Origin of the sequence: Nocardia sp. NPDC058633, assembly GCF_042717045.1 — a bacterium.
Taxonomy (GTDB): Bacteria; Actinomycetota; Actinomycetes; order Mycobacteriales; family Mycobacteriaceae; genus Nocardia.
In genome coordinates this window covers 1-26,395 of sequence record NZ_JBHXRA010000017.1, presented here as the reverse complement: position 1 = coordinate 26,395, position 26,395 = coordinate 1, and the positions used below count along the sequence as shown (strand labels likewise).

Genomic DNA, 26,395 nt, shown 5'->3' with positions numbered 1-26,395 from the left:
GCGTCCAGACGCGACGACGTGGCCGACGGATGAGGGCGGCGCCGGGCGAGGGTGCGTTGCGGGAGCGGACGACACGTAGCGAGAGTGCGGCGCAGGAGACGACGGCGCGGCGTCGGTGGACGTGGGCAGCGCCCATCGGGCAGGCGGTAAGGCCGACGGCGGATCGGCGAAACGTTGCCGGGCGGCAGGGGGAGGAGGAATCGGCGCAACAGGTGCTCGATATGCGGCTGGTGCCCGCGGCGCTCGGGTGCTGGGTGGCGACGCTCGTCGCGGTGACCGTCGGATGGGTCGCGGGATCGGTGTTGGCGATCGGCGCTGTGGTGACGGCGATCGCACTGTGGGTGGTGTTGTTGTGGGCGATGGCGCATCGGCGGGAGCGGTGGCGGGTCGTCGCGGTGACCGGGTTGGCGACGATGCTGCTCGGGGCGGGATTCGGGGCGGCGGGTGCTTGGCAGGAGCATCACGTGCAGTCACACCCGCTACGCGAGTCGTTCGGGCGTTCGGTGAGCGTGATCGCGGCGGTGGCCGATGATCCGAAGCCTGTGCGCGCCGGTGCCTTCGGCGGACAGCGTCGGTGGATCGTGCGCGCCGGGTTGCGCGAATTCGGTCGAGGGCCGGAATGGACGCGTGCCGGTGGGTCGCTCGTGGTGCTGGCCGAGGGCGGCGAATGGGCCGCGCTGTCGCCTGGACAGCTGGTGCGGTTCCGGGCCGAGGTGAGTGAACCGAACCGCGCGGACCTGACTGTTGCCACCCTGCGTGCCTCCACGGATCCCGAGCGGATCGGTGCGCTCCCGTGGTGGCAGCGGCTGGCCGCGGATATACGATCGGATCTGGTCGACGCCTCGGCTCGGGCGCTGCCGCCGGAGGCCGCGGGGTTGCTGCCCGCACTGGTGGTCGGTGACACCGCCGCGTTGTCCGACGATGTCCGCGATGCGTTCGAAATCGCTGGGCTGCAACACCTGTGCGTGGTCAGTGGCGCGAACTTCACCATTGTCCTCACAGCTCTGCTCGCGCTCGCTCGTCTGCTCACCGCCGGTCCCCGAGCCAGTGCCGCGGCCGCCGCGGTAGTAGTCGTGCTGTTCGTGATCATCGCTCGTCCCGACCCCAGTGTGCTGCGGGCGGCGGCGATGGGTTCGGTGACAGTGCTGGCCCTGCTCACCGGCAGGCGCAAGCAGGCACTACCTGCGCTGTGCGCCGCGGTGATCGGATTGCTCGCCGTCGCACCACAATTGGCGGTAAGCGCGGGATTCGCACTGTCGGTAATCGCCACGGCGGGACTGATCCTGCTCGCGCCCAGCTGGGCGGACTGGTTGCGAGCGCGCGGATGGTGGCGTGCGCCCGCGGAGATCGTCGCGGTATCGGCGGCCGCCTTCGTCGTCACGTTGCCGCTGATGGTCGCGCTGTCGGGGCGGGTGAGCCTGGTGGCGATCGTGGCGAACGCGCTCGTCGCACCGGTGGTCGGACTGATCACGGTGATCGGCGCGGTAGGAGCGGTAGTGGCCTGCGGGTGGAGTGATGGCGCGGTGTGGGTGCTGTGGTGCGCCCGTCCTCCGATGTGGTGGTTGCTCGGCGTCGCCGATCGTGCTGCCGCGGTGCCGGGCGCTGTGGTTGCGGTCCCGGGAGGCGCGGCCGGGGGACTGGTCGCGACCGTTGTCGTCGTCGCTGTCGTGGCGGCTTTGCGCTGGTCGCACACCCGAAGGTTTCTCGCCGTGGCGGCGTTGGGCGTCTCGATCGTGGTGGTTCCCGTGCGCTACTTGCAGCCGGGCTGGCCACCATCGGGCTGGGTGCTCGCGATGTGCGACGTAGGGCAGGGAGACGGCTTGGCCTTGTCGGTCGCCCCAGGTGCCGCGGTCGTCATAGACGTAGGTCCCGACCCTCGCCCGATCCGGGCCTGTCTGGACCGCCTGAGAATCACCCGCGTTCCCCTCCTTGTCCTCACCCACCCGCACGCCGACCACATCAACGGTCTCGCCGGTGCCCTCCGAGGTCGCACCGTCGACGCGATAGCCACTGCCCCGGGCGAACTCCGCTCCGCCATCGCCCGAACCTGTATCACCGCAGACCGATTCGGCGAGCTCGCGGCACCCTCGGGGGCGCCGACGACCAGCCCGCCGAAACCGTCGGTCACGCCGTCGACCGCGGGCTCACATTTGGAGGAGCGAGCGTCGATGGTGGGGCCTGCTCAGCGGTTGTCCGAAGACGATCATGTCGTGTGCCCGAGTGGAATTCCGGGGGAGTGGTCGGCCAAGGGCGACAACCGGTCGACGGACCGAAGTGCTTCCCAGCGAGAATCGCATGGTCATGGTGACGACGACGCTGGTGGAGTCGAGCAGGTGGCGCGGATTGCGGGTACGGCCGGGATTGCGCTGATGGAACTGTACGCCGGGCACGAAATGACCTTTGGGGCAGTCGGATTGCGGGTGCTGGCACCGAGTCGGGAGGTGCCGACCTCGTTGGCGCCCGACGAGGCCAACGATCGGTCGCTGGTGATGCGGGCTCGTACGCCGGCCGGAACGATTCTGTTCACCGGCGACATCGAGACCGAGGCGCAGGGGCGGATCGTGCGTGGCGGTGATACCCGAGCCGACATCCTGAAGGTGCCCCATCACGGATCACGCACCACCACCCCGGAATTCCTGCGCGCTGTGGGCCCCCGGCTGGCCTTGATCAGCGCTGGATCAGGCAACACCTTCGGCCATCCACACCCCACGGTGACCACCACCCTTGCCGCGCTCGGCACGACGGTGGCTCGCACAGACCGCGATGGTGATGTCGTGATCGTGGGTACCGCCGCGGACCTGCGGACTGTCACGTCCCGTCGACGTGCGCCGCGGGCGCGGCACGGACCCGCGCCTCGATGGCATCGAGAATCGTGATCCGGTCGGTGGGCACGCTGATGCGCATCACGACCGAGGCCGTGGCTCGCTGTTCGAAGCTGAACGTGAAGAACGAGCAGCAGGCCGATTCCCGGGTGGCCAAATCGCGTCCGGCGGCCTCGGCGGTCTGCGGCAGAACCAGTTCGAGGGCCACCGGCGTCGGCCGGTCCCAGCTGAGGACCGAATCTGTGAAGAACTGGTCGAACTCGGCCACCCGCAGCGGAATGTCGGTGCTCGGCAACGTGCACGAGGTCGGCGCCCAGCGGGGAAGGGGGATATCGGTGGGCATTGGTTGAGGGTAGGTCGCCAGGCGCGGCGCGGGAAGGCAGCGTGTGTCCGGTTGTCGGTGGGCGTACGTAGGATCGGCTGGTGAGCGAACGCCCTGCCTCGGTGCATCTGGTCCTCGGCGACGAGGAACTGCTGGTCGAACGTGCGGTTGCGAAGGTGACCGCGCAGGTGCGCGCAGGTGCGCCCGATCCGGATTCGGTGCCCGTCGATCGATTGCGCGCCGGTGACGCGAGTAGCGCCGAGCTGGCCGAACTGCTCAGTCCGTCGCTGTTCGCCGAGGACCGGGTCATCGTGCTCGAGTCGGCGGCGGAAGCGGGCAAGGACGCGGTCGCGGTGATCACCGAGGCCGCGGCCGATCCGCCCGACGGGGTGGTGCTGATGGTGCTGCATTCGGGCGGTGGGCGGGCCAAGGCGCTGGCGCCCGCGCTGCAGAAGAAGGGCGCGACCGTCCACGAGTGCGCGAAGCTCGGCAAGGGCGCCGAGCGGGCGGAGTTCGTGCGCGGCGAATTCCGGTCCCTCGGGGTCAAGGTGCCGACCGAAGTCGTCCAGGTCTTGCTCGAGTCCGTCGGTTCGGAACTGCGTGAACTGGCCGCCGCCTGTTCACAATTGGTGTCCGACACCGGCGGCAAGGTCGACGCGAACGCGGTCCGCCGCTACTACTCCGGCCGTGCCGAGGTCACCGGCTTCGACGTTGCCGACCTCGCCGTCGCCGGCGATCGCCCCGGCGCGATGGAGGCGCTGCGCTGGGCCACCGACCGTGGCGTTCCCCACGTGCTGTTGGCCGACGCGCTCGCCGACTCCGTCCACACCATCGCCAAGGTGGGCTCGGCGGGCCGCGGCGACCCGTTCGCACTCGCCCAGAAACTCGGCATGCCCCCCTGGAAGATCAAGAAAGCCCAGGCCCAAGCCCGCGGCTGGAACCCCTCCACCATCGGCACCGCCCTCCAGGTGGTCGCCACGCTCAATGCCGACGTCAAGGGCGGCGCCGCCGACGCCACCTATGCCGTGGAACACGCACTGGCCCGCATCCTCGACCTCCGCGCCACCGGCTGACAGTGCGGATGATCGTTCTCGCCCTCGACTACCGGTCGGCTGAGCGGCCGTCCTGAATTGCACGTGCCGTGGCGCTCGGCCTGCTGGTCGAATTCGGCTCAGTAGTGGCACGGCGGCGGCGCGGAGCCGCCGGCGCGCGCCGGTCGGGCGGTCCTGACGGGAACACAGTGGACGGACCCGTCGCGCCGACCATCATCCAATCGGGATCGAATCGCGATGTCTGTTCGCTATCGCAGCTGGCACAGTTGATCATGAGATGGTTGAGTCGAGTGGTAGCCGGAACGGACCTCGCGGGCGCGGTCGACGCGGTCGAGGGTCGGCGGGGCGAGTAGCACGACGGGCGGTGCAGGTTGTCGCGGCGGTGTTGTCGGCCACGGTGCTGGTGGTGACGGCGTACGGGTGGTCGACGGCGGGAAGTTTCGACGCGGGGTTCTCGCGATCGCAGGCGATCGGTGACGACGCACCGCATTCGCTCGACGGCGATGTCAACATCCTGCTGATCGGGCTGGACACCCGGCGCGACCAGAACGGCAACGAACTCCCCGCCGAGGTCCTCGATCAACTGCACGCGGGCGACGGAGACGAGGGCGGATACAACGCCAATACCCTGATCCTGGTGCACATTCCGGCCGCGATGAACAAGATCGTCGCGGTGTCGATCCCCCGCGACGACTATGTACCCGTCACCGGCATCCCCGGCTACACCCACGCCAAGATCAAGGAGGCGTACGGGTTGAAGAAGGCGGCCGTGCAGGACCAGTTGATCGCGCGCGGGGTCACCGACCAGCGGAAGCTGGAACAGGCGGGCAGGGAAGCGGGGCGGGCCTCGACCGTGGCCGCGGTCCGGGATCTGACGGGGGTGCCGATCGACAGGTTCGCCGAGGTCACCCTGGCGGGCTTCTACGATCTGGCCGCCGCGCTGGGCGGCGTGGAAGTCTGCTTGAACGCCCCGGTCGAAGACACCGAGTTCTCCGGCGCCGATTTCCCCGCGGGCCGCCAGCAGTTGGATCCGGCGCAGGCGCTGGCCTTCGTCCGGCAACGGCACGGGCTGGAGAACGGCGATCTGGACCGGACCCACCGTCAGCAGGCGTTCCTCACCTCGGTGGCGCGGCAACTCCGCCGCGCGGGCACCCTGACCGATCCGGGCAAACTCACGGCGCTGATGGAGGTGGCCCATCGCAATATCGTGCTGTCGGATGGCTGGAACATGACCGAATTCGTGCGCACTCTCGGTGGCGCCGACGATCCGCAGGTCGAATTCCGGACCCTGCCGGTACTGCGCTACGACGTGATCAACGGACAGGACGTGAACATAGTCGACCGGTCGGCGATCCGCCGTGAGGTCGCCGCGGCCTTCGGCATGCCGATGCCCACCTCCACCGTCCGGCGCACCGGACAACGCACCCAACCGTCGGCGGCCTGGTCGCCGCAGACCGCGGCCGGCGCTCGGCGGACCAGCACGACCGCGTCGCAGCCGCAGACTCCCGCCGCGGGCAAGCCGGTCCGCGGCGACATCACCTCGGGGCAGGTGCCCTGCGTGAACTAACTATTCACCGGCGACAACGAGCGAGACATCCGCATCCGCGTCCTCGTCGTCTTCGAGGTCCTCGTAGCGTCCCTCCCACTCGTCGTAGAGGGGAACTTCGTCCTCGCGGGTGACGATCCACGCGGCGCCGTAGCCGCCGTCCTCGTCGGGCACCATCACATTTTCGACCTTGAGACCGATACCCAGGATCTCCGCCGCGCGGATCACCTCGGCCAGGTCGTCGCCTCGTACCACCGTCTGATTCGCGTACACCGTCAACATGGCGCGAATGGTAGCCGGTCAGCTGAGTCGGCGGGCCGGAGGCGGTAGCGCAGCGTGACCACGCAGGCCCTCGCGCGCTGACAAAAAGCACCGAAGACAACGACAAAAGCCGCCGTGGTCATCGAGGCCACGGCGGCTGCGTCTTGCGAAGTACTATCAGCGAGCACCAGGCTCGCCGACGATCAGATCTTGTTCAGAGCCAGCGCGAGCGCGGACTTCTTGTTGGCCGCCTGGTTGGCGTGGATGACGCCCTTGGACGCGGCCTTGTCGAGCTTGCGGCTCGCGAACTGCAGCTGCTGAGCAGCCTTTTCCTTGTCGCCGCTGGAGGCAGCTTCACGGAAGTTGCGGATCGCGGTGCGCAGCGCGGACTTGACCGACTGGTTACGCTGACGCGCTTCCTCGTTGGTACGGATCCGCTTCATCTGGGACTTGATGTTGGCCACGCCTGTATCCTCTGGTTTCCTGTCGCTGGGTGGTATTCCTTGAAAGCTCGTCGGGCGCGCGCCCACGATGCAGCAGATGGTGCTGAACTACGGGTAACACCGCGCCGAAGATCGAGGTTACCAGCTCGGCATCCCCCGGCGAAATCGGCCCTCGATCCGCCCGAGCGGGCAGACGCCGCCGATTTCACCCGTTTCAGGTGATGCAAAGAATTTACCTGTGTCACACACGACCCTGCTGCCGGGTGATGCACAGTTTTTGTCATGACCTCCACCACAGCGCCGAGTACGGCTCGATCTGCATCACCGGCGATGGTGAGAACGAACGGCGATCCGGCAGCCACGCACACCGGATTGTTCGAGGGGTACCGACCCGGTCGCTTCGCCGACGCGTTCGACGAGATGTTCGACGGGGCGGGAAAGGTGCGGGCGCCCTACAAGGGCATTCACGCCGCGATGGCGGCCAACGACGTCGATGACCTGGCCAAACGCTCCGACGCGCTGGACCGCGCGTTCATCGACCAGGGCATCACCTTCTCCCTGTCGGGCCAGGAGCGGCCGTTCCCGCTGGATCTGGTGCCGCGGGTGATCGCCGCCGCGGAGTGGGCCAAGCTCGAACGCGGCATCAAACAGCGGGTCACCGCGATGGAGCTGTTTCTCGCCGACGTCTACGGCGAGCAGAACATCCTGCGTGATCAGGTGATCCCCAAGCGCCTTGTCACCTCGTGTGAACACTTCCACCGCGAGGCCGCCGGGCTGGTCCCGCCCAACGGTGTGCGCATCCACGTCTCCGGCATCGACCTGGTCCGCGACGAGAAGGGCGACTTCCGGGTGCTCGAGGACAACCTGCGCTCGCCGTCGGGTGTGTCCTATGTGATGGAGAACCGTCGCACGATGGCCAGGGTCTTCCCCGACCTGTTCTCCTCGCACCGGGTGCGCGCGGTGGGCGACTATCCCGGTCACCTACTGCGCGCGCTGCGAGCCTCCGCGGCGCCCAACGAGGTCGACCCGACCGTGGTGGTGCTCACGCCGGGCGTGCACAACGCCGCCTACTTCGAGCATTCGCTGCTGGCCAGGCAGATGGGGGTGGAGCTCGTCGAGGGGCGCGATCTGTTCTGCCGTGACAATGTCGTCTACATGCGCACGACGGCGGGCGAGCGGCAGGTCGACGTGATCTACCGGCGTATCGACGACACCTTCCTCGACCCGATGCACTTTCGCCCCGACTCCGTGCTCGGCGTCGCCGGAGTGCTCAACGCCGCCCGGGCGGGCAATGTGGTGATCTCGAGCGCGGTGGGCAACGGGGTCGGCGACGACAAGCTCATCTACACCTACGTGCCCAAGGTCATCGAGTACTACCTCGGCGAGAAGCCGATCCTGCCCAATGTCGACACCTTCCGCTGCTGGCTCGACGACGAACGCGAGGAAGTGCTCGATCGGGTCGGCGAACTGGTGGTCAAACCGGTCGAGGGTTCCGGCGGCTACGGCATCGTGATCGGCCCCGACGCGAGCCCGCGCGAACTGGAGGCGGTCAAGCGCAAGATCAGGGCCGACCCGCGTGGCTGGATCGCCCAGCCGGTGGTGCAGCTGTCCACCGTGCCGACCAAGATCGGCAACGATCTCGCACCGCGCCACGTGGATCTGCGTCCGTTCGCGGTCAACGACGGTGACGACATCTGGGTGCTGCCCGGCGGTCTCACCCGGGTCGCGTTGCCGGAGGGCTCGCTGGTGGTGAACTCCAGTCAGGGTGGCGGCAGCAAGGACACCTGGGTGCTGGCCGGACGCACGAGCTCGGTCGACCGGGAACTCGCCGGGCCCGAACTCGTCAGCGAACCGCCGGAGGCCGATTCGTTCGAGCTCGGCCGTGAACTCAGCACGCCGCAAGCCAATCAGCAACAGCAACAACAGCAGCAGACACAGCGGTTGATCGGGGAATAGGGACATGCTTGCTCGAAACGCCGAATCCCTGTACTGGATCGGCAGATACGTCGAGCGCGCCGACGACACAGCGCGCATTCTGGATGTGGCGGTGCACCAACTCCTCGAAGACGCGACCGTCGACGCGGACCGCACATCCCGCGTGCTGCTGAAGGTGCTCGGGATCGAACCGCCCGAGGGTCTGCGCCTGGATGTGTGGTCGGTGACCGATCTCGTCGCCTACAGCCACGACCACGGCGTCTCGATCAGTGACTCCATCACCAAGGCCCGCGAGAACGCCCGCGGCGCACGGGAAGTCACCTCGAGCGAGATGTGGGAGTGCCTCAACGCCACCTACAACGGGATGGCCACGGCGGAGCGGGCGGCGCGTGGGCTGGGCCCGCACGAGTTCTTCTCCTACATCAAGGGCCGGGCGGCGATGTTCACCGGACTGACCGACTCGACGCTGAGTCGCGACGACGGCTACCGCTTCCTGCTGCTGGGACGGTCCATCGAACGCGTCGACATGATGGTGCGCCTGTTGCTCTCGCGTGCCGGTGACAAGACCTCCTCGCCCGCGTGGGTGACGGTGCTGCGCTCGGCGGGCGCGCACGACACCTACCTGCGCACCCATCGCGGTGCCCTCGACGCCGCCAGGGTCGCCGAGTTCATCCTGATCGACCGCCTGTTCCCGCGTTCGGTGTTCCACACGCTGCGGGTCGCCGAGGCCTGCCTGACCGAACTCGATCAGCGACCGGGCAGCCGCGTCGGCGCGCGGCACGAGGCGCAGCGGGTGCTCGGACGCGCGCGCAGCGAACTCGAATTCCTGCCGCCGGGAGTGTTGTTGGAAGACTTGCAGAGCCGCTTGCTCGCCCTGCAGAAATCGTGCCGTGAGCTCAGTGAAGCCGTGTCACGCCAGTATTTCCACGCCGCACCGTGGGTGGCGTGGACCGATGTGCGCAGCAAACAGGACAGCCGCGTGCAGGTAGAGGGAGAACTATGAGTTGGCGGATCAGGGTGGTGCACACCACCGGCTATGTCTACGACGCGCCGGTGACGCGATCGTTCAACGAGGCCCGGCTCACCCCGCGCGCCGACAGCAGACAGAACGTGATCCTCAATCGCGTCGAAACCGTGCCCGCCACCAGGGCTTATCGCTACACCGACTACTGGGGCACCGCGGTCACGGCCTTCGACCTGCACGCACCGCACACCGAACTCGAGGTGACCGGGTCCTCGGTGGTCGAGACCGAATCGTTCGCCGAACCGACCGAGGAACTGAGCTGGGACGAGCTGCAAGGCGGGCGGGTCATCGACCGGTTCGACGAAATGCTCAGTCCCACCGCCTATGTGCCGCGCGATCGCAAACTGTCGACGGTGGCGCGTCAGCTCTCGCGCGGCGAGGAGCCGGCCAAGGCGGTGGTGCGTGCGGCCGAATGGGTGCACAAGGAAATGGACTACATCGCGGGCACGACCTCGGTGCACACCTCGGCGCTCGAGGCTTTCGCCGAGCGTCGTGGGGTGTGCCAGGACTATGCCCACCTGACGCTGGTGTTGTTGCGCAGCATGGGAATTCCCAGCCGCTACGTGTCCGGGTACCTGCATCCCAAGCCGAGCGCCGAGATCGGCGAAACGGTCGCGGGCCAGTCGCACGCGTGGATCGAGGCATGGACCGGGCAGTGGTGGGGGTATGACCCGACCAACAACCTCGCCGTCAACGAGCAGCACGTTTCGGTCGGTGTCGGACGTGACTACGCGGATGTGCCGCCGCTGAAAGGTGTCTTCTCCGGTGGCGGCTCGACAGACCTCGAGGTCGTTGTGGAGGTCACCCGCCTCGCGTAGTGTCCGAGAGGCTCGTGCGGACCCCGCTCGCCGCGGGGTTGATTCCTCCCGGAGAGGTGGCAGCGGATGTCTCCCACTGCACAGGAACTCGTCGACATCGAAGTCGTTTCCGAGCCGAAGAAGTGGGCGGCCGAGGGGCTTGGCACCTTCATCCTCGTGATCTGTGGTGTCGGCACGATGGTGCTGGCCGGTGATCGGGTGGGTGCGCTCGGTGTCGCTTTCGCCTTCGGGTTGTCGCTGATGTTCCTGGTCTACGCGATCGGGCCGATCTCGGGCTGCCACGTCAACCCGGCGGTCACCCTCGGGCACCTGTTGCTCGGGCGGATCACCGCGATCGGTGCGGCCGGTTATGTCGTCGCGCAGCTGATCGGCGCGTTCCTGGCGGGACTGGTGCTGTTCGCGCTGGCCAACAACCTGCCCGCCTACGACCGCGCGGTCGACGGCCTCGGCGCCAACGGCTGGGGCGCGCACAGCCCGTCGGCGCTCACCGGGCCGCTCGGCGAGGTCGTCGTCCAGAACGGTTACGGCCTGGCGGCGACCATCATCATCGAGGTGATGCTCACCGCGCTACTGGTGTTCGTGGTGCTGGCCTCGACCGATCAGCTCTCCGATGTGCCGTTGGCCGGGCTCTCGATCGGGGTCACCCTCACGGTGATCTACCTGGTCTCGCTGCCGATCGACAACACCTCGGTGAACCCGGCCCGCAGCCTCGGTGTCGCGCCGTACCAGGGCGGGGCGATGGGGCAGGTGTGGGCGTTCGTGGTGTTCCCGCTGGTCGGTGGAGCGCTGGGGGCGCTGGTCTACGGCTTGATCTTCGGCCGGTCCAAGGACGTTCGCACGTAGACGCGCAACGATCGAACCCCGGCCCGGGTGCACCGGACCGGGGTTCGATCGTGTTCAGCTCCAGCTGTATTCGGCGACCAACCGGTGCGCGACCAGGTCGAAGGTCTTGCGCTCGACGATCGCGCCCTCGCGCCGGATGCCGTCCTCCGGCACGTCGAGTACCCGGTCCAGCCGCACCCAGCTCGGTCTGCCGTCGTGATCCCACGGACCGGCGCCGATGCCGACCCAGTTGCGGTCATGGGCGCGTTCGGCTTTGGACGACAGCATCAGTCCGAGCAGGGTTTTGCGGTCACGTCCGACCACCAGCACCGGCCGGTCCTTGCCGTTGGTCGGGTCTTCCTCGAACGGCACCCAGGTCCACACGATCTCGCCGGGATCGGCGCGACCGTCGAGTTGCGGGCAGTACACGATCTGCCGGGCGCGATGGGCTGTCGGCACGGGCGTGGAGGCGGTCGGGCGCACCGTGACGGCGGGCCCGGGCTTGGTCGCCAGCGCGTCCACCAGCTTCTCCAGCAGGCGTGGCCCCTGCTTGCGCACGATTTTGGGCCCCTGCTCCTTGGCGATGACGCCGAGTTGCTTGCCGAGACTGTTCCAAGTGCTGGCCATCTCTGAAATATAACGCCGACTCCCTGCCGGAGTGCACAGGTGACAGGGCACTGGACAGGTGAATCGGGTCGACGGCGCACGCTCGGGTGCACCGGTGGCAGGGGCGTGGGTCCGTTCATGGGACGATGGCCCCAGTTCGCCGATACCCCTCGAGGAGTGGAGTGGCTTCCAGTTTTGCCGATACGACGTTCACCGATCCGTCCCGGATCCGGAACTTCTGCATCATCGCCCACATCGACCATGGCAAGTCGACCCTGGCCGATCGGATGTTGCAGCTGACCGGTGTGGTCGAGGAGCGGGCGATGCGCGCCCAGTACCTGGACAGGATGGATATCGAGCGTGAGCGCGGCATCACGATCAAGGCGCAGAACGTGCGGTTGCCGTGGCAGGTCGACGGCACCGACTACGTCCTGCACCTGATCGATACCCCGGGCCACGTCGACTTCACCTACGAGGTCTCGCGCGCGCTCGAAGCCTGTGAGGGCGCGATCCTGCTGGTCGACGCCGCCCAGGGCATCGAGGCGCAGACCCTCGCGAACCTGTATCTGGCGCTGGAGAAGGATCTGACGATCATTCCCGTGCTGAACAAGATCGACCTGCCCGCCGCGGATCCCGATCGCTACGCGGCCGAGCTGGCCCATATCGTCGGCTGCGAGCCGGGCGACGTGCTGCGTGTCTCGGGCAAGACCGGCGTCGGCGTGACCGAACTGCTGGACAAGGTGATCGAGGCCGTCCCCGCTCCCGTGGGCGACGCCGACGCACCGGCGCGCGCGATGATCTTCGACTCGGTCTACGACACCTACCGGGGCGTGGTCACCTACATCCGCGTGGTCGACGGCAAGATCTCCCCGCGCGAGAAGATCAAGATGATGTCGACCGGCGCGACCCACGAGTTGCTGGAAGTCGGCATCGTCTCGCCCGAACCCAAGCCCACCCAGGGCCTCGGTGTCGGCGAGGTCGGCTACCTGATCACCGGTGTGAAGGACGTGCGCCAGTCGAAGGTCGGCGATACCGTCACCAGCTCCCGCAACGGCGCCACCGAAGCACTCACCGGCTACCGCGAGCCGCGCCCGATGGTGTACTCCGGTCTGTACCCGGTGGACGGCTCCGACTACCCGGATCTGCGTGACGCACTGGACAAGCTTCAGCTCAACGACGCCGCGCTCACCTACGAGCCGGAAACCTCGGTGGCGCTGGGCTTCGGTTTCCGCTGTGGCTTCCTCGGACTGCTGCACATGGAGATCACCCGCGAGCGGTTGCAGCGCGAGTTCGGGCTCGAGCTCATCTCCACCGCGCCCAACGTGGTGTACCGGGTGGAGATGGAGGACGGCACCGAACACGTCGTCACCAACCCGTCGTACTGGCCGGAGGGCAAGTCGCGGCACGTGTACGAACCCATCGTGAAGTGCACCGTCATCTCGCCGAGCGAGTTCATCGGTTCGATCATGGAGCTGTGTCAGCAGCGTCGTGGCGAGCTCGGCGGCATGGACTACCTGTCCGAGACCCGCGTCGAGCTGCGCTACACCATGCCGATGGCCGAGATCATCTTCGACTTCTTCGACCTGCTGAAGTCGCGCACCCGCGGCTACGCCAGCCTCGATTACGAAGAGGCGGGCGAGCAGGAAGCCGACCTGGTGAAGGTCGACATCCTGCTGCAGGGCGAGGCTGTCGACGCGTTCAGCGCGATCGTGCACCGCGACGCCTCGCAAGCCTACGGCCACAAGATGACCACCAAGCTGCGCGAACTGATCCCGCGTCAGCAGTTCGAGGTGCCGATCCAGGCCGCGATCGGCGCGAAGATCATTGCCCGCGAGAACATTCGGGCGATCCGCAAGGACGTGCTCGCCAAGTGCTACGGCGGCGACATCAGCCGTAAGCGCAAGCTGCTCGAGAAGCAGAAGGAGGGCAAGAAGCGCATGAAGACCATCGGTCGCGTGGAGGTCCCCCAGGAAGCCTTCGTGGCGGCGCTGTCCTCGGATTCGGACAAGCCCAAGAAGTAGGCAACACCCCAGAACGACTCTCAGGCGCCGGTGCTCACCGGCGCCTGAGCTGTTTCCACCCGCGGCCGGACACCGCCGAGCGGGCTGCGGTCGAGTTCCGCTGTGGTGAGCACGGCGGCGCCACCGAGCGGGGCGAGGGCCGTGCGGCGAGTGCGGGTCGAGAATGCGGTCGTGGTGGGGCTCCTGGCTGGGGATTTCACCGGCCTCTCGGCCTGCGAGCACCGACGTTGTGGCGCCGATCTTCACACTCTGTCGAGCAGTCGTTAGAGTTCTCTCGGGATCGTCGGCGCCCCTGATTTCCCGGGCTCGCCGAAAGGTGTTGCTCGCCATAAGGTGAGTACCAACCGGCCTGCACGAAATGACAGGCCGACGGTCGGAAAATAGTGTTGGATGGGCCTCACTTCGCCGCTGATGTGGTGGGGAACCACAGCGATGCGAGTGTTGGAGCTTTGATGACGCGTGATCTGCCTTTCGACGACGGTGCCGCGCGCGCAGAGGGGTCGGAGGGGTCGGACACGGCCTACCGGATCGCCAACGGCGTAGCCCGGGTGGCCAGGGCCGGCGCCTACGTCACCGGTGGTGCGCTGGTCGCGGCCAACGGGACCGCCCGTGAACCGGGCACCAGCAATGCCGACAGCCGGTACGCGGGCTGGTCGCAGCAGACGGTGCCCGCCGATCCGAGCCCGGACGCACCCAGTCCTATCGTGACCTTTCCCGATCTGGCCGTCGAGCCCGCGCCGAGCCCCGTGGTGCCGCACATGCCCTTCGCCACGCCGACGACACCCGATGTCGCGATGGTCGTGACATCGGACGAACCCGGCTGGCGCCCCGAGATTCCCGGCGCCGATTCCGATCGCGAGTACCGGATCCCCGGCAGCGACGAGTCGTCGAGCAGTGTCGGCATTCCGAGCTATGGGCACATGCCGTCCGGTCCGGGCTACAACGACAATCCCTACCCGCTCCCCGGCACCAGTCCGGACCCCGGTTTCGACATCCCCGGTTTCGACGGACTGCCCGGCCACGGCAATTTCCCCGGCTTCGATCTGCCGGGTACGGGCAACGGCCTGCCCGGATTCGACGGTCTGCCGGGCGGTGGCATCGGTATCCCGGGCTACGACGGCTTGCCCGGCCAGGGTGTCGGTATCCCCGGCTACGACGGCGTCGGGATGCCGAGCGGTGATACGGCCGAATCCACCGCACCCGACGGCATGTTCAACGGAATCGGCAACCTCGACGGGTTGTTCGGCGGCGTCGGCGGAATGGTCGACGGGGTCGGTGGCATGTTCGACGGTGTCGGCGCGATGGTGACCACCGACTGGCAGGTCGACGTCCACGTCGGACTCGACGGGGTGTGGGCCACCTCGCAGATGAAGGTCGACGTGCAGGTCGGCCGGGTCGGCGATCAGCTCGACGACTACGGCCAGTGGCTCGGCGGGGGCCTGAAGGTGCCCGGTGACACGGCAGGCACCTCGCCGACCGGGTCCGGCCTCGGCTCCTCCTCGCCCGGCGGCACCGGGCTCGGGAACTCGTCCTCGGGTGCTCCCGGCCTGCCCGGATCCTCGTCGTCGGGTATCGGTCTGCCCGGTACTACGGCGCCCGGCGCCCCGGCTGTCGCGGCCCCGGCTCCGGCCGTCGCGGCGACTGCTCCGGCGCCCGTCGCCGCGACGCCGTTCGCCCCGGCCCCGATCGCCCCCGTGCCCGCGCCGATCGCACCGCCCGCGCCCGCGCCTGTCGCGGTCAGCCCCGTGGTCGCCACGCCGTTGCAGACGACCATCCAGCCCGACGTCGCCTCCACGCCGATCGCGAATGTGTTCGGACCCCAGGGTGTTTCGCCGCTGACCGCGCCCGCGGCCTCCGTGCCGGCCCTGTTCACCCCGGCCACCCCGACAAAACCCGTTGTGCTGCCCGATGTCTCCGGTGGCACCACCACCCCGACGACCGCGCCCTCCACGGTTCCGACGGTCGGCGTCGACACCCCGACCACGGTGAAGCTGCCCGGCACGTCCACGGACGCGGTCCCGACCGTGCCCGACATCACGAAGGTCCCGATCACCGTCTCGCCGACCGGCCCGAACAAGCCGACCGTCCCCGACGACGACCTCACCACCAAGCCGGGCACCACCAGCGGCGCCACACCGCCCTCGACCGGCGACGCCACCGGTGGGGTGACGACTCCCTCGACCGGCGCCACTACCCCGAGCGTCGATGCGCCGAGCCAGACCGCGCCCCACACCACCGCTCCGGTACCCAGCCCGCAGCCGACCGCGCCGACGAAGCAGCCGACCATCGATCAGCCGACGAAGCAGCCCACCGTCGACATCGATCCGCCGACGGTGGTCACCCCGCCGCCGGTCACCGTGCAGCCGACGGTGGTACCGGTGAAACCCCCGGTCATCGAGACCAAGCCGATCGCCGCCGAGTTCGACCAGCACGACGGCGGCTACCATGGCGTTTCGGCCGGATTGTTCGACACGGGTATGGGTGGCGGTGATTTGCTCGCTGCCGCGTTTCCCATCGAGCACCATGGGTATGACTTCGTGGTCTGACACGACGATTTCGGCCGTGTCGATGCGACGAGAGTGAGGAACAGTTGTCTGCCGCAGCCGGACTGCAGACCGCGACGGTGAAGCATCCGGATGTGATGGCTCCCGTTGTCGAGCTGGTCGACGAACTGCGGGAACTGGTCCGCTCGGGCGGCCGCAACGACCTCGACGCCCGCCTCGGCATGGTCCGGGCCAGGCTCAGTGATCCGCGGGTTCGCATCGTTGTCGTCGGTGAGCCGCAGGCGGGGATGAGCACGCTGGTCAACAGCATGGTCGGGTCCCCGGTCAGCGCCACCGAGGGCAAGCCGAGCGTTCCGGTGATCGTCGAATACGGCCAGGCGCCGAAGGCGACACTGGTGAAATCGGCGCCCGGGGGCCGGGTCGAACGGGTACCCGTCGACCCGCTGAACCCCCTTCCTGCGCTGACCACCCTCGGCGTACTGCGTGCCGAGTTCACCGAGCCCAGCGCTCTGCTGGCCGACGGTCTCGTGGTGATGGACGCGCCGGGATCGAGCGCTCACGAAGCAGCCGCCTGGTCGATGATCGCCGCCGCCGATGTCGTCCTCTACGCCACCGACGCCGCCGCCGAACTCACCGAGGCCCAGCTGGACTACCTGCGCCGGGTCGAGCAGGTGTGCCCGGCGGTGGTCTGCGTGCTCACCAAGATCGACCGCAACCCGCACTGGTCGCTGACCCAGCGGCGCAATCGCGCGCTGCTCGACGGGGCCGGGCTGAACTTCGCGGTGGCTCCGGTCTCGGGTCTGCTGCATCGCGAGGCCATCGAACGTGGCGACCAGCAGCGCGACGCGGAGTCCGGAGTGCCCCAGCTCGTCGATCACCTGCGGGAATACGTTGTCGCCCAGGCTGATTCGGTGGCTGTGACGGCCGCGGTGCGCGATATCGCGCTGATCACCGACCAGCTCACCGTCACCCTGCGGGCCGAGTCCGACACCCTGCGCGACCCGCGCAGGCGTGCCGAGATCACCCAGCGCCTGGCCGCCGCGCGCACGACCGCCGATCAGCTGCGCCAGCGCACCGCCACCTGGCAGGTGACCCTCGTCGACGGCAGTTCCGAACTCAGCGCCGATATCGAACACGATCTGCGACACCGGTTGCGCAGCCTGGTCCGGGAGGCAGAGGCGGAGATCACCCGCACCGATCCCGCCCGCAAATGGGCAGATTTCGCCTCCGAGCTCGACGCGCGCATCTGTGAGGCGGTCGAGGAGAACTTCGTGATGGCGCACTATCGTGCCGTCGAGCTCACCGAGCAGGTGGCCTCGAAGTTCCCGCCCGACAACCGAACTCCGCCGCTGCCCGAACTGCGACTGACGAACCCCAGCGAAGTACTCGAACCCGTACAGCCGCTGGAACCTCTCGAAAGCGCCAAAGCCGGTGTGGGACAACAGCTGCTCACCGCGCTGCGTGGTTCCTACGGCGGCATCCTGATGGTCGGTCTGGCCACCAGCCTGCTCGGCATGTCACTGGTCAACTGGTACTCCGCCGGCGCCGGTGTGCTGCTCGGCGTGAACGCGCTCTGGGACGACCGCAAGAACCGCAAACAGCGCAGGCAGGCCGAGGCCAAGGTGGCGGTCGCTCGCCTGGCCGACGATGTGATCTTCCAGGTGGGCAAGGAATCGCGTAACCGCCTGCGCGCGCTGCAACGAGTGCTGCGCGACCACTACACCGAGATCGCCGCCGAAGTGGGCCGCACCGCCGACGAGGCGTTGCGCGCCGCCGAGGAAACCGGCCTGCGCTACGGCGACCACCGCGAGCTGCGCATCACCGAGATCGAGGCGGGCCTACGCACCGTGGCCGGGTTGCGCGCCCGCGCCGAACGACTCGCGTAAGGAGCCGTCCGGGCACGGCGCAGGGCGTCCAAGCCTCGCACTGAGCGCTGACGATCACCCCCGGTTGGGCGGCGTGTGCGCCGGCTGGAACTGACCCGCGTTGCGCGAGTCCTCCGCGCGGATCACGTGGGTGACCGCGTTGATCAAGGCCAGATGGGTGAAGGCCTGCGGAAAGTTGCCCAGGTGACGGCCGGTGCGTGAATCGATCTCCTCGGCGTAGAGACGCAGTGGGCTGGCCAGCCCGAGCAGGCGTTCGCACAGATGGGTGGCCCGTTCGAGCTCGCCGATCTCCACCAACGCCGAGACCAGCCAGAACGAGCAGATGGTGAAGGTGCCTTCCTCGCCCTCGAGGCCGTCGTCGGTGGTGGCGGTGCGGTAGCGCAGCACCAACCCGTTGACGGTGAGGTGGTCGGCGATGGCGAGCACCGTCGCACGGATGCGGGGGTCGTCCGGCGGCAGGAAGCGCGTCAGCACCACCAGCAGCAGCGAGGCGTCGAGGGTGTCGCCGCCGTAGGTCTGGGTGAACACGCCCTCGGAGTTGACCCCGAACTCGAGGATGTCCGCGCGGATCTCCTCGGCGATGTCGAACCACTCGGCCGCGCGCTCGTGCATCCCGTGCATCTGCGCCAGCCGCGCGCCGCGATCCAGCGCCACCCAGCACATCACCTTCGACGAGGTGAAGTTCTGCGGTTCGCCGCGCACCTCCCAGATCCCGCGATCGGGTTTGCGCCAGTTGGCAATCGCGGCGTGCACGGTGCGCTCGAGCAGCGGCCACAGCGATTCCGGCACCTGTCCACGCGATTTCACGTGCAGGTACACCGCGTCGAGCATGGTGCCCCAGATGTCGTGCTGGTCCTGGTCGTAGGCGGCGTTGCCGACGCGGACGGGGCGCGCACCGTCGTAGCCCGACAGATTCGGCAGTTCGTACTCGGTGATCTGACGTTCGCCGCCGATCCCGTAGAGCACCTGCAGGGGCAACGCGTCACCGTTCTCGCCGGTGGTGACATCGTCGAGGAACGCGAAGAAATCGTTGGCCTCGCGATCGAGGCCGAGGGTGTACAGGCCCCACAGGGCGAAGCTCGCGTCGCGCACCCAGGTATAGCGGTAGTCCCAGTTACGTTCTCCGCCAATGGTTTCCGGCAACGATGTGGTGGAGGCAGCCAACAGGGCGCCTGTCGGCGCGTAGGTGAGCCCCTTGAGGGTGAGCGCGCTGCGCTGCAGGTAACTGCGCCACGGATGATCAGGGAAGTCGCCCTGGGTGATCCAGCGGCGCCAACACTCGGTGGTCGCCCACATCTTCTGTGCCGCTTCGTCGTAGGTGGCGGGCGCGGGCAGCTCCGACCAGGTCAGCGCGACGAACACCTGATCGCCTTCGGCCATCCTGGTGCGAGCGCGCGCCTCCCGGCCTTCCAGGCCCAGCCGCAGATCGGTGGTGAGAACCAGCGACGGCCCGCCGTCGGGATCGCTGGTCGCCCGCGCGGTCGCCTGCTCGTAGACCTTGCCGGTGTACTCCCAGGTGGCCCCGCCCTGGTGGTAGTCGAAGGAGGGTTGGCAGCTCATCTCCAACTCGACGGTGCCGCTCACACACTTGACCGTGCGCAGCAGGACGTGTTCGGCATCCCAGTCCATCGGGGTGCGCCGGTGGGTCTTGGACCGGGCGATGTTGTTGTGCCAGGGGCCAAGTACCAACGTGTCGCGCACGATCAACCACCCCGTTTCGGTCTGCCAGGTGGTTTCCAGGATCATTCCGCCCGGCAGATAACGCCGCGCCGCGGGCACATTCTTGCCGTAGGGCCCGATCCGGAAATGTCCGGCGCTGCGGTCGAGGATCGCACCGAAAACGCTGGGGGAGTCGGGTCGTGGCACACACATCCACTCCACCGAACCGCTGCTCGCGATCAGGCAACTGGTTTCACAATCGGAGAGGAAGGCGTAGTCGTCGATCGGCGGAAACGCACCACGACCGCCGCGCGAGGAGACCGGACTCAGAATCGGGAGGCTGTCAGCGCTGGATGACTGCATACCCCATCATCACGGCGGTACGGGCGCGCGTCCACCGCAACGGGCCGAGGTCTCGGTGGATCCGCTGGTCGTGGCGCGGGAATTGGCGGGGCGCACGCGCACCGGATCGGGCGTTCACGGTGACCGACTAGTGTGGTCGGGGTGCAACGCATCGCAGGTTGGTGGGACGGGTTCGAACTCTGGGTAGCGGGGCTACCCTTCATTCCGCAGTTTCTCGTGGTGCTGGTCGGGATGGTGCCGATCAGCTTCGCTATCGCCTTCCTGCTCGACCGCAGTCTGCGGGCGGTGTTCCGGGTGCTGCGGCGCGACGACCGGATCGAGGCTTCGGTCCCGGTCCCGGTCCCGGTCCCGGTCGCCGTCGCCGTCGCCGAACGGCCGACTGTCGGCAGCGGTGCGCGCTGATGCCACGTTCTCGCGTTCAGCTCGCGCTCATCGGTTTGCTCGTTCTCGTTGTGATCGCGTGGTTCTTCACGCGTTGAGTTCTGGTGTCGGGGGTGGGGTCAGTTCTTGCGCCAGTCGTCGAAACGCTTGCCCAGATCCGAGACTGTGCGGGTGACTTCCTGGCCTACGGTGTTGACCGCTGAGCCCACGTCGCGTCCCAGGTCGCGGACGGTGCGGACGAACATGTCGTCGGACTGGTCGAACGACTCGCGGTAGTGCCGGGCCGCCTCCTTGACCTCTTCGCTGATGCTCGCGGTGCGATCCTGCTCGCGGCGCGGGTAGGTGCCGGCGAGTACACGGTCGTAGTCGCCGGACTGGATCCAGCGGCGCAGCTCGGCCGCGCGGAGCACGGAGAACGGGTGGGACTGGAGCTCGAGGTTGAGCAGCTTGAGTACGCCGTCGCGCAGGTCGCCCGAGCGCATGTAGTCGTCGGCCTGGTCGAGGAACGCGCCGTGGTTCATCTCGTGCAGCCACGCGCCACCGGCGGTCTTCATGTGTACGCGCACCGAGGCCTCGACGTCCTGACAGCAGAGCAGGCCCGCGCGGTCGCCGGACAGCTCCGACTTGCGGCTCCACTCCATCAGCGCCGCCACGATCGCGCGCAGCGCCCAGCCACCGACCGGCATCCAGCCGACCGAGGCCGACAACCGCATCAGGTGCATGAGCATCGTGCGATACACCGCGTGCCCGGACAGCGCGTGGCCGAGTTCGTGGCCGACGACGAACCGCAGTTCCTCGGTGTCCAGCAGTTCGAGCAGGCCGGTGGTGAGCACGATGAACGGCTTGTCCATCCCGATGGTGAACGCGTTCACCGACGGGTCCTGCAGCACGAACATCTCCGGCGTGGACTGCGCGTCGAGCACGCCCACGCAGTCCGCGCGCAGCTGGTGCAGCGTGCGGAACTGTCGTTCGTCGACCCGCACGGCGGTCGCCAGGTACAGCAAGCGATGTTGACGCTCGCGCAGCAAACCCGACAATGCCCGCAGCACCGTGTCGAAGCCGCTCAACGAGCGCAGTGCCACGAGTGCGGTGCGGTCGGCCGGGTGTTCCCAAGCGCGCGTACTGATCTCCGGAAAACGCGTGCGTACCCGGTCTGGAGCCATGGTCATAGGATGAAATCCCCCCTCGTTGTGGAACTCTCGTCGATGTGAACCATCATGGCGCACTCTGTTACAGTCTGCCTGTGTCGTCGAGTGTCGCCCCGCAGATCCGCCATGAACTGGCGTTGATCGCTGTCGGCAACCTCGCCGTCGCCGACATCCTCTGTCGATGATCGGCCACCGAACTCGGCTGCGTGTTTCTGCCCAGTAGACTGGCGCGCGCTTTCCTTTCGCAGTCGTAGTTCGTCACTGTCAGGGCCCTGGCCCGAGTCGCGCCAACTGTCGTGGGTCTCGCACCCGACAGGTCTACCGATCGTCGAGCGTTGATCCTGCCGCCACTCACACCGTCGTGCCGCAGGTCCTTCCCGAAAGGTTCACCCCCGTGTCTTCCACGTTGTCATCCACCTCCTGGATCGGTGCGCGCCGCCGCGCCGCCGCCATTGCTGTCACTGCTGTCGCCGCGCTCGCGCTGACCGCCTGCGCGGGTGGGGCCAGTGACTCGACCGACGGCAGCGACGCCGTGGCCGACGGCAGCGGAGGCACCATCAACCTCTATGCCTACGCCGTGCCCAAGCCGGGCTTCGACAAGGTCACGCCCGAGTTCAACAAGACCGAGGCGGGCGAAGGTGTGGCGGTGCGGCCGTCGTACGGCGCATCGGGCGACCAGTCACGCAAGGTCAACGACGGCGCCGAGGCCGACGTCGTGAACTTCTCCGTCGAACCCGACATCACTCGCCTCGTGGACGCGGGCCTGGTCGAGGAGAGCTGGAATGCCGACGCCACCAAGGGCATCCCCTTCGGTTCGGTCGTCACCCTGGTGGTGCGCGAGGGCAACCCCAAGGGCATCAAGGACTGGGACGATCTGCTGAAGCCGGGTGTCGAGGTCGTCACCCCCAACCCGTTCAGCTCCGGTTCGGCCAAGTGGAACCTGCTCGCCCCCTACGCCGCCAAGAGTGACGGTGGCAAGAACCAGCAGGCCGGTCTCGACTACCTGTCGCAGCTGATCTCGCCCGACCACGTGAGGGTGCAGCCCAAGTCGGGCCGCGAAGCCACCGAGACCTTCCTGCAGGGCACCGGTGATGTGCTGCTGAGCTACGAGAACGAGGCCATCTTCTCCGAGCGCAACGGCGACCCGATCGAGCACATCAACCCCCCGACCACCTTCAAGATCGAGAACCCGGTCGCGGTGTTGAAGAACTCCAAGAACCTGCCAAAGGCCACCGCGTTCCGCGACTTCCTGTTCACCGCCGAGGGCCAGCGGGCGTGGGCGCAGGCGGGCTTCCGACCGGTCGACCCGAAGGTCGCCGCCGAGTTCGCCCAGGACTTCCCCACCCCCGAGAAGCTGTGGACCATCGATGACCTCGGTGGCTGGAAGACGGTCGACCGGGAACTGTTCGCCCAGGACACCGGCAAGGTCGCCGTCATCTACGACCAGGCCACCAAGTAGTCGGTGACCCGGCTCACACGCGATACTGGACAACTGTGACTGACAGCAGTGGGCCCGCCGGGACCGGGGACACCCCCGATCCCGGCGGCCCTGGCAAACCTCAAAAACGTAAGCCTGCGGGCCGACGCTGGTCGTGGCTGCGCGTTACCGGCTCGGTGGGCCCGTTCGGCATCGGCGTCGCCGTGATGTGGCTCAGCATCATCGTGCTGCTGCCGCTGGCCGCGCTCACGGTCAGCTCCTTCGACGACGGCTGGTCGGGCTTCTGGGACGCGGTCACCGCGCCCTCGGCGCTCGACTCGCTGAAGGTGACGATCGGCGTCTCGGTGATCGTCGCCGTGATCAATGTGGTGATGGGCACCCTCATCGCCTGGGTGCTGGTGCGCGACGAGTTCCCGGGCAAGGGCATCGTCAACGGGCTCATCGACCTGCCGTTCGCGCTGCCCACGATCGTCGCCTCGATCGTGCTGCTCTCGCTCTACGGCCCGAACAGCCCGTTCGACATCCACCTCAACGCCACCCAGCCAGGGTTGGTGGTCGCTTTGGCCTTCGTCACGCTGCCGTTCGTGGTGCGCTCGGTGCAGCCGGTGCTGATCGAGGTGGACAAGGAAGTCGAGCAGGCTGCTCTTTCCCTCGGCGCGAGCAACTGGATCACCTTCCGTCGCATCGTGTTGCCGACGCTGGCGCCTGCGATCATCTCCGGCGGCGGCTTGGCCTTCGCCAGGGCGATCGGCGAATATGGCTCGGTGGTGCTCATCGGCGGCAATATCCCGCGCGAGACGCAGGTGACCTCGCAGTACATCCAGCAGCAGATCGAGGTCGACCGGCCGGTCAACGCCGCCGCGGTGTCGGTGGCGCTGCTGGTGATCTCGTTCGTCAGCTTGCTCGTGCTGCGGATCCTCGCCGAACGCACGGCGCGCAAGGAAGAGGCGGCCCGATGAAACTGTCCGCCTTCACCCGGATCTCGCTGCGCACAGTGGCGCTGGGTTATCTGCTGATCCTGCTGGTGCTGCCGCTGGTGATCATCCTGCTGCGCACGTTCGAGCGGGGGATCGGCGCGTTCATCGACTCGATCTCCACGCCCGCGGCCATCTCGGCGTTCCAGCTGTCGATGCTGATCGTGCTCATCGTGGTGCCGTTGAACGTGGTGTTCGGCGTGGTCACGGCGCTGGCGCTGGTCCGGAGCAAGTTCCCTGGTCGCAGCCTGATGCAGGGCATTGTCGACCTGCCGTTCGCGGTGTCGCCGGTCGTCGTCGGTGTGTCGCTGATCCTGCTGTGGGGTGCGGGCGGCTGGTTCGGCGGGCTGGAATCGATCGGTTTCAAGGTGATCTTCAGCCTGCCCGGCATGGTGATCGCGACCATCTTCGTCACGCTGCCGTTCGTGGTGCGCGAGGTGGAGCCGGTGCTGCACGAGATCGGTGACGATCAGGAACAGGCCGCGGCCACCCTCGGCGCCTCGGGTTGGCAGACCTTCTGGCGCATCACGCTGCCCGCCATCCGCTGGGGCCTGACCTATGGTGTCGTGCTCACCGTGGCGCGCGCACTGGGCGAATTCGGCGCGGTGATCATGGTCTCCACCGCGCTGCCCGGAAAATCCCAGACGCTGACCCTGTTGGTGCACGGCCGTTATATCAACGACCACAACTCGTTCGGCGCCTACAGCGCGGCCACTCTCCTCATGGGCATGGCCCTGGTCGTACTCCTCCTGATGACTCTCCTCGAACGCAAGCGGGGCACCGAATGATCACCGTGACCAACGCGCGCAAGAACTACGGTTCCTTCGCCGCCCTCGACGACGTCAGTATCGATATTCCCGCGGGACAGCTCACCGCACTGCTCGGCCCGTCGGGCTCGGGCAAATCGACGCTGCTGCGCTCGATCGCCGGCCTGGAGTCCCTCGACTCGGGCGTGGTGGTGATCGCGGGCAACGATGTCACCCACGTGGCGCCCCAGAAGCGCGATATCGGCTTCGTGTTCCAGCACTACGCGGCCTTCAAGCACATGACCGTGCGCGACAACGTCGCCTTCGGGCTGAGCATCCGCAAGCGGCCGAAGAAGGAGATCGACAAGCGCGTCGACGAGCTGCTCGGCATCGTCGGCCTCGACGGTTTCCAGCACCGCTACCCGGCCCAGCTCTCGGGCGGTCAACGTCAGCGCATGGCGCTGGCCCGCGCGCTGGCCGTCGACCCGCAGGTGCTGCTGCTCGACGAGCCGTTCGGCGCGCTCGACGCCAAGGTGCGCACCGATCTGCGGCAGTGGCTGCGCAGGCTGCACGACGAGGTCCACGTGACCACCGTGCTGGTCACCCACGATCAGGAGGAAGCCCTGGATGTGGCCGACCGGATCGCGGTGATGAACAAGGGCCGCATCGAGCAGGTCGGTTCGCCGGAGGAGGTCTACGATCGTCCGGCCAACGAGTTCGTGATGTCGTTCCTCGGCGCGGTCGCCCGGCTCAACGGTCATCTGGTCCGCCCGCACGACATCCGTATCGGCCGCGATCCGAGCATGGCGATGGCCGAGCACGAGGGCACCGCCGAGTCGGCGGGCGTCACCAGGGCCACGGTCGAGCGGATCGTGCGCCTCGGTTTCGAGGTGCGCCTGGAACTGCGCAATGCCGCGACCGGTGACCAGTTCGCCGCCCAGGTCACCCGCGGCGACGCCGCGGCGCTACACCTGACCGAGGGTGAGACGGTCTATGCACGTGCCACCCGGATCCCGGACCTTCCCCACGTCTGATCCAGCCTGCTGCGACCGGGGCCCCCCGCCCAGAGTCGCGGGGCCCCCGGCCGGGTGTAGAGGGGGTAGCCCGCGGGAACCAAAACCCCCCCCGACTCGGATCGGCGCAGGTTGACCGGTACCGGCGGTCCGCCGGTCGACATGAGGGCTCGTCGGACAATTATTTTTCGCTTCTCCCAACAGACCTTCGCGGACTGTGCATGACGCAGTGTCACAGGTAGAAGCGCTTTTACTGGCCAGTAGCTTTCTCAGCAGGGCTTTCGGCACGCCGAACACGCGAAATCCGGCAATGCATAGAGTTGACGTGACCCGCTGTAGGTGTAACCATTGGAAACAGTAAACGTCCCTAGAGGAGAGGCAGTGACGACGATGTCTGCGCCCACCACCCCTGACGTCGATCCTGTAGTCGCGGAGGCTCAGGCGTACGCCGAGAAGTTGCTGATGCTGTCCGAGGCATCGGTCGATCGCCACTTCGACCCGTTCGAGGACATCGACTGGGACGCCCCTGACTTCGATCCGAACTGCAAGCCCGAGCGCTGGGTCCTGGTCACCTCGGCCGACCCCATCGGTCGCCACCCCTGGTACCAGGC

Annotated in this window: 24 protein-coding genes; 17 read left to right on the top strand and 7 right to left on the bottom strand. The window is 67.7% G+C overall.

Annotated elements, in window-relative coordinates:
* The first annotated feature begins 221 nt into the window (after positions 1-221).
* Entirely contained in the window at positions 222-2,876 is a 2,655-nt protein-coding gene (locus ACFWUR_RS22270; protein WP_378909275.1) for a ComEC/Rec2 family competence protein, read from the top strand.
* Here the strand turns inward: ACFWUR_RS22270 and ACFWUR_RS22265 are convergent.
* The gene (locus ACFWUR_RS22265; protein WP_378909274.1) at positions 2,809-3,165 is read right to left on the bottom strand and encodes a hypothetical protein; all 357 of its coding nucleotides are present in this window, start codon (positions 3,163-3,165) and stop codon (positions 2,809-2,811) included. The genes ACFWUR_RS22270 and ACFWUR_RS22265 overlap by 68 nt on opposite strands.
* An 80-nt stretch (positions 3,166-3,245) precedes the next feature.
* On the opposite strand from ACFWUR_RS22265, the gene holA reads away from it, so the two are divergent.
* Both holA and ACFWUR_RS22255 read left to right on the top strand, forming a co-directional pair.
* On the top strand, positions 3,246-4,217 hold the full coding sequence (gene holA / locus ACFWUR_RS22260; RefSeq protein WP_378909273.1) for a DNA polymerase III subunit delta: 972 nt from the start codon (positions 3,246-3,248) through the stop codon (positions 4,215-4,217).
* A 343-nt stretch (positions 4,218-4,560) separates the two neighbouring features.
* Positions 4,561-5,763, top strand: a complete 1,203-nt coding sequence (locus ACFWUR_RS22255; protein WP_378909272.1) for an LCP family protein — start codon at positions 4,561-4,563, stop codon at positions 5,761-5,763.
* Here the strand turns inward: ACFWUR_RS22255 and ACFWUR_RS22250 are convergent, their stop codons facing one another.
* Together ACFWUR_RS22250 and rpsT are read right to left on the bottom strand one after the other, a co-directional pair.
* Complete coding sequence (locus ACFWUR_RS22250; protein WP_378909271.1) at positions 5,764-6,024, bottom strand: hypothetical protein; 261 nt, start codon at positions 6,022-6,024, stop codon at positions 5,764-5,766. It lies immediately after the preceding gene.
* Positions 6,025-6,206: 182 nt separating this feature from the next.
* Positions 6,207-6,467: a 30S ribosomal protein S20 gene (rpsT, locus tag ACFWUR_RS22245; protein ID WP_266298552.1), complete on the bottom strand. Its 261-nt coding sequence runs from the start codon at positions 6,465-6,467 to the stop codon at positions 6,207-6,209.
* 309 nt (positions 6,468-6,776) lie between these two features.
* Between rpsT and ACFWUR_RS22240 the strand changes: the two genes are divergently transcribed.
* From ACFWUR_RS22240 to ACFWUR_RS22225, 4 genes are all read left to right on the top strand, one after another.
* Positions 6,777-8,402 carry a circularly permuted type 2 ATP-grasp protein gene (locus ACFWUR_RS22240; RefSeq protein ID WP_378909270.1) on the top strand — a complete coding sequence of 542 codons (1,626 nt, stop codon included), beginning with the start codon at positions 6,777-6,779 and terminating at the stop codon, positions 8,400-8,402.
* 4 nt (positions 8,403-8,406) lie between these two features.
* A complete protein-coding gene (locus tag ACFWUR_RS22235; protein WP_378909269.1) occupies positions 8,407-9,384 on the top strand; it encodes an alpha-E domain-containing protein in 978 nt (325 codons plus the stop codon).
* Positions 9,381-10,223 (top strand): transglutaminase domain-containing protein, encoded by an 843-nt coding sequence (locus tag ACFWUR_RS22230; protein WP_378909268.1) that lies wholly within the window; start codon positions 9,381-9,383, stop codon positions 10,221-10,223. The genes ACFWUR_RS22235 and ACFWUR_RS22230 overlap by 4 nt, the downstream gene beginning before the upstream one ends.
* Positions 10,224-10,289: 66 nt before the next feature.
* The gene (locus tag ACFWUR_RS22225; protein ID WP_378909267.1) at positions 10,290-11,066 is read left to right on the top strand and encodes an aquaporin; all 777 of its coding nucleotides are present in this window, start codon (positions 10,290-10,292) and stop codon (positions 11,064-11,066) included.
* A gap of 54 nt (positions 11,067-11,120) precedes the next feature.
* Here ACFWUR_RS22225 and ACFWUR_RS22220 read toward each other — a convergent pair whose 3' ends face one another.
* Positions 11,121-11,672, bottom strand: coding sequence for a type II toxin-antitoxin system PemK/MazF family toxin (locus ACFWUR_RS22220; RefSeq protein WP_378909266.1), 552 nt, complete (start codon positions 11,670-11,672; stop codon positions 11,121-11,123).
* A gap of 125 nt (positions 11,673-11,797) precedes the next feature.
* Here ACFWUR_RS22220 and lepA point away from each other — a divergent pair, with 125 nt between their 5' ends.
* Positions 11,798-13,672, top strand: a complete 1,875-nt coding sequence (gene lepA / locus ACFWUR_RS22215) for a translation elongation factor 4 (RefSeq protein WP_378909265.1) — start codon at positions 11,798-11,800, stop codon at positions 13,670-13,672.
* 20 nt (positions 13,673-13,692) lie between these two features.
* Here the strand turns inward: lepA and ACFWUR_RS22210 are convergent, their stop codons facing one another.
* Positions 13,693-13,872, bottom strand: coding sequence for a hypothetical protein (locus ACFWUR_RS22210; RefSeq protein WP_378909264.1), 180 nt, complete (start codon positions 13,870-13,872; stop codon positions 13,693-13,695).
* Positions 13,873-14,124: 252 nt separating this feature from the next.
* On the opposite strand from ACFWUR_RS22210, the gene ACFWUR_RS22205 reads away from it, so the two are divergent.
* Together ACFWUR_RS22205 and ACFWUR_RS22200 are read left to right on the top strand one after the other, a co-directional pair.
* Complete coding sequence (locus tag ACFWUR_RS22205; protein ID WP_378909263.1) at positions 14,125-16,218, top strand: hypothetical protein; 2,094 nt, start codon at positions 14,125-14,127, stop codon at positions 16,216-16,218.
* Positions 16,219-16,262: 44 nt separating this feature from the next.
* Complete coding sequence (locus ACFWUR_RS22200; RefSeq protein ID WP_378909262.1) at positions 16,263-18,062, top strand: GTPase; 1,800 nt, start codon at positions 16,263-16,265, stop codon at positions 18,060-18,062.
* 54 nt (positions 18,063-18,116) lie between these two features.
* Here the strand turns inward: ACFWUR_RS22200 and ACFWUR_RS22195 are convergent, their stop codons facing one another.
* Positions 18,117-20,084 (bottom strand): glycoside hydrolase family 15 protein, encoded by a 1,968-nt coding sequence (locus ACFWUR_RS22195; protein WP_378909260.1) that lies wholly within the window; start codon positions 20,082-20,084, stop codon positions 18,117-18,119.
* Between the two features lie 141 nt (positions 20,085-20,225).
* Between ACFWUR_RS22195 and ACFWUR_RS22190 the strand changes: the two genes are divergently transcribed.
* Positions 20,226-20,486 (top strand): hypothetical protein, encoded by a 261-nt coding sequence (locus ACFWUR_RS22190; RefSeq protein ID WP_378909259.1) that lies wholly within the window; start codon positions 20,226-20,228, stop codon positions 20,484-20,486.
* A 98-nt stretch (positions 20,487-20,584) separates the two neighbouring features.
* On the opposite strand, the gene ACFWUR_RS22185 is transcribed toward ACFWUR_RS22190, so the two are convergent.
* The gene (locus tag ACFWUR_RS22185; protein WP_378909257.1) at positions 20,585-21,634 is read right to left on the bottom strand and encodes a M48 family metallopeptidase; all 1,050 of its coding nucleotides are present in this window, start codon (positions 21,632-21,634) and stop codon (positions 20,585-20,587) included.
* A gap of 74 nt (positions 21,635-21,708) precedes the next feature.
* Here ACFWUR_RS22185 and ACFWUR_RS22180 point away from each other — a divergent pair, with 74 nt between their 5' ends.
* The 6 genes from ACFWUR_RS22180 to ACFWUR_RS22155 form a co-directional block, all read left to right on the top strand.
* Complete coding sequence (locus ACFWUR_RS22180) at positions 21,709-21,798, top strand: Ms4533A family Cys-rich leader peptide (protein ID WP_019045829.1); 90 nt, start codon at positions 21,709-21,711, stop codon at positions 21,796-21,798.
* Positions 21,799-22,037: 239 nt separating this feature from the next.
* Positions 22,038-23,072 (top strand): sulfate ABC transporter substrate-binding protein, encoded by a 1,035-nt coding sequence (locus ACFWUR_RS22175; protein ID WP_378909446.1) that lies wholly within the window; start codon positions 22,038-22,040, stop codon positions 23,070-23,072.
* A 137-nt stretch (positions 23,073-23,209) separates the two neighbouring features.
* On the top strand, positions 23,210-24,010 hold the full coding sequence (gene cysT, locus ACFWUR_RS22170) for a sulfate ABC transporter permease subunit CysT (protein WP_378909444.1): 801 nt from the start codon (positions 23,210-23,212) through the stop codon (positions 24,008-24,010).
* Positions 24,007-24,813, top strand: a complete 807-nt coding sequence (gene cysW / locus ACFWUR_RS22165) for a sulfate ABC transporter permease subunit CysW (protein ID WP_378909256.1) — start codon at positions 24,007-24,009, stop codon at positions 24,811-24,813. Before cysT ends, cysW begins: the two co-directional genes overlap by 4 nt.
* Positions 24,810-25,805: a sulfate/molybdate ABC transporter ATP-binding protein gene (locus ACFWUR_RS22160; protein ID WP_378909255.1), complete on the top strand. Its 996-nt coding sequence runs from the start codon at positions 24,810-24,812 to the stop codon at positions 25,803-25,805. The genes cysW and ACFWUR_RS22160 overlap by 4 nt, the downstream gene beginning before the upstream one ends.
* A 369-nt stretch (positions 25,806-26,174) precedes the next feature.
* On the top strand, positions 26,175-26,395 hold a 221-nt coding region (locus tag ACFWUR_RS22155; RefSeq protein ID WP_378909443.1), incomplete at its 3' end, for a diiron oxygenase.

Coding starts and splice junctions, on each gene's coding strand:
- ACFWUR_RS22250 (WP_378909271.1), bottom strand. CDS start 6,024: ATGTTGACGGTGTACGCGAATCAGACGGTGGTACGAGGCGACGACCTG.
- ACFWUR_RS22225 (WP_378909267.1), top strand. CDS start 10,290: ATGTCTCCCACTGCACAGGAACTCGTCGACATCGAAGTCGTTTCCGAG.
- cysW (WP_378909256.1), top strand. CDS start 24,007: ATGAAACTGTCCGCCTTCACCCGGATCTCGCTGCGCACAGTGGCGCTG.
- ACFWUR_RS22270 (WP_378909275.1), top strand. CDS start 222: ATGCGGCTGGTGCCCGCGGCGCTCGGGTGCTGGGTGGCGACGCTCGTC.
- ACFWUR_RS22230 (WP_378909268.1), top strand. CDS start 9,381: ATGAGTTGGCGGATCAGGGTGGTGCACACCACCGGCTATGTCTACGAC.
- ACFWUR_RS22185 (WP_378909257.1), bottom strand. CDS start 21,634: ATGACCATGGCTCCAGACCGGGTACGCACGCGTTTTCCGGAGATCAGT.
- ACFWUR_RS22195 (WP_378909260.1), bottom strand. CDS start 20,084: ATGCAGTCATCCAGCGCTGACAGCCTCCCGATTCTGAGTCCGGTCTCC.
- ACFWUR_RS22265 (WP_378909274.1), bottom strand. CDS start 3,165: ATGCCCACCGATATCCCCCTTCCCCGCTGGGCGCCGACCTCGTGCACG.
- ACFWUR_RS22240 (WP_378909270.1), top strand. CDS start 6,777: ATGGTGAGAACGAACGGCGATCCGGCAGCCACGCACACCGGATTGTTC.
- ACFWUR_RS22235 (WP_378909269.1), top strand. CDS start 8,407: ATGCTTGCTCGAAACGCCGAATCCCTGTACTGGATCGGCAGATACGTC.
- lepA (WP_378909265.1), top strand. CDS start 11,798: ATGGCCCCAGTTCGCCGATACCCCTCGAGGAGTGGAGTGGCTTCCAGT.
- ACFWUR_RS22205 (WP_378909263.1), top strand. CDS start 14,125: ATGACGCGTGATCTGCCTTTCGACGACGGTGCCGCGCGCGCAGAGGGG.
- ACFWUR_RS22160 (WP_378909255.1), top strand. CDS start 24,810: ATGATCACCGTGACCAACGCGCGCAAGAACTACGGTTCCTTCGCCGCC.
- ACFWUR_RS22220 (WP_378909266.1), bottom strand. CDS start 11,672: ATGGCCAGCACTTGGAACAGTCTCGGCAAGCAACTCGGCGTCATCGCC.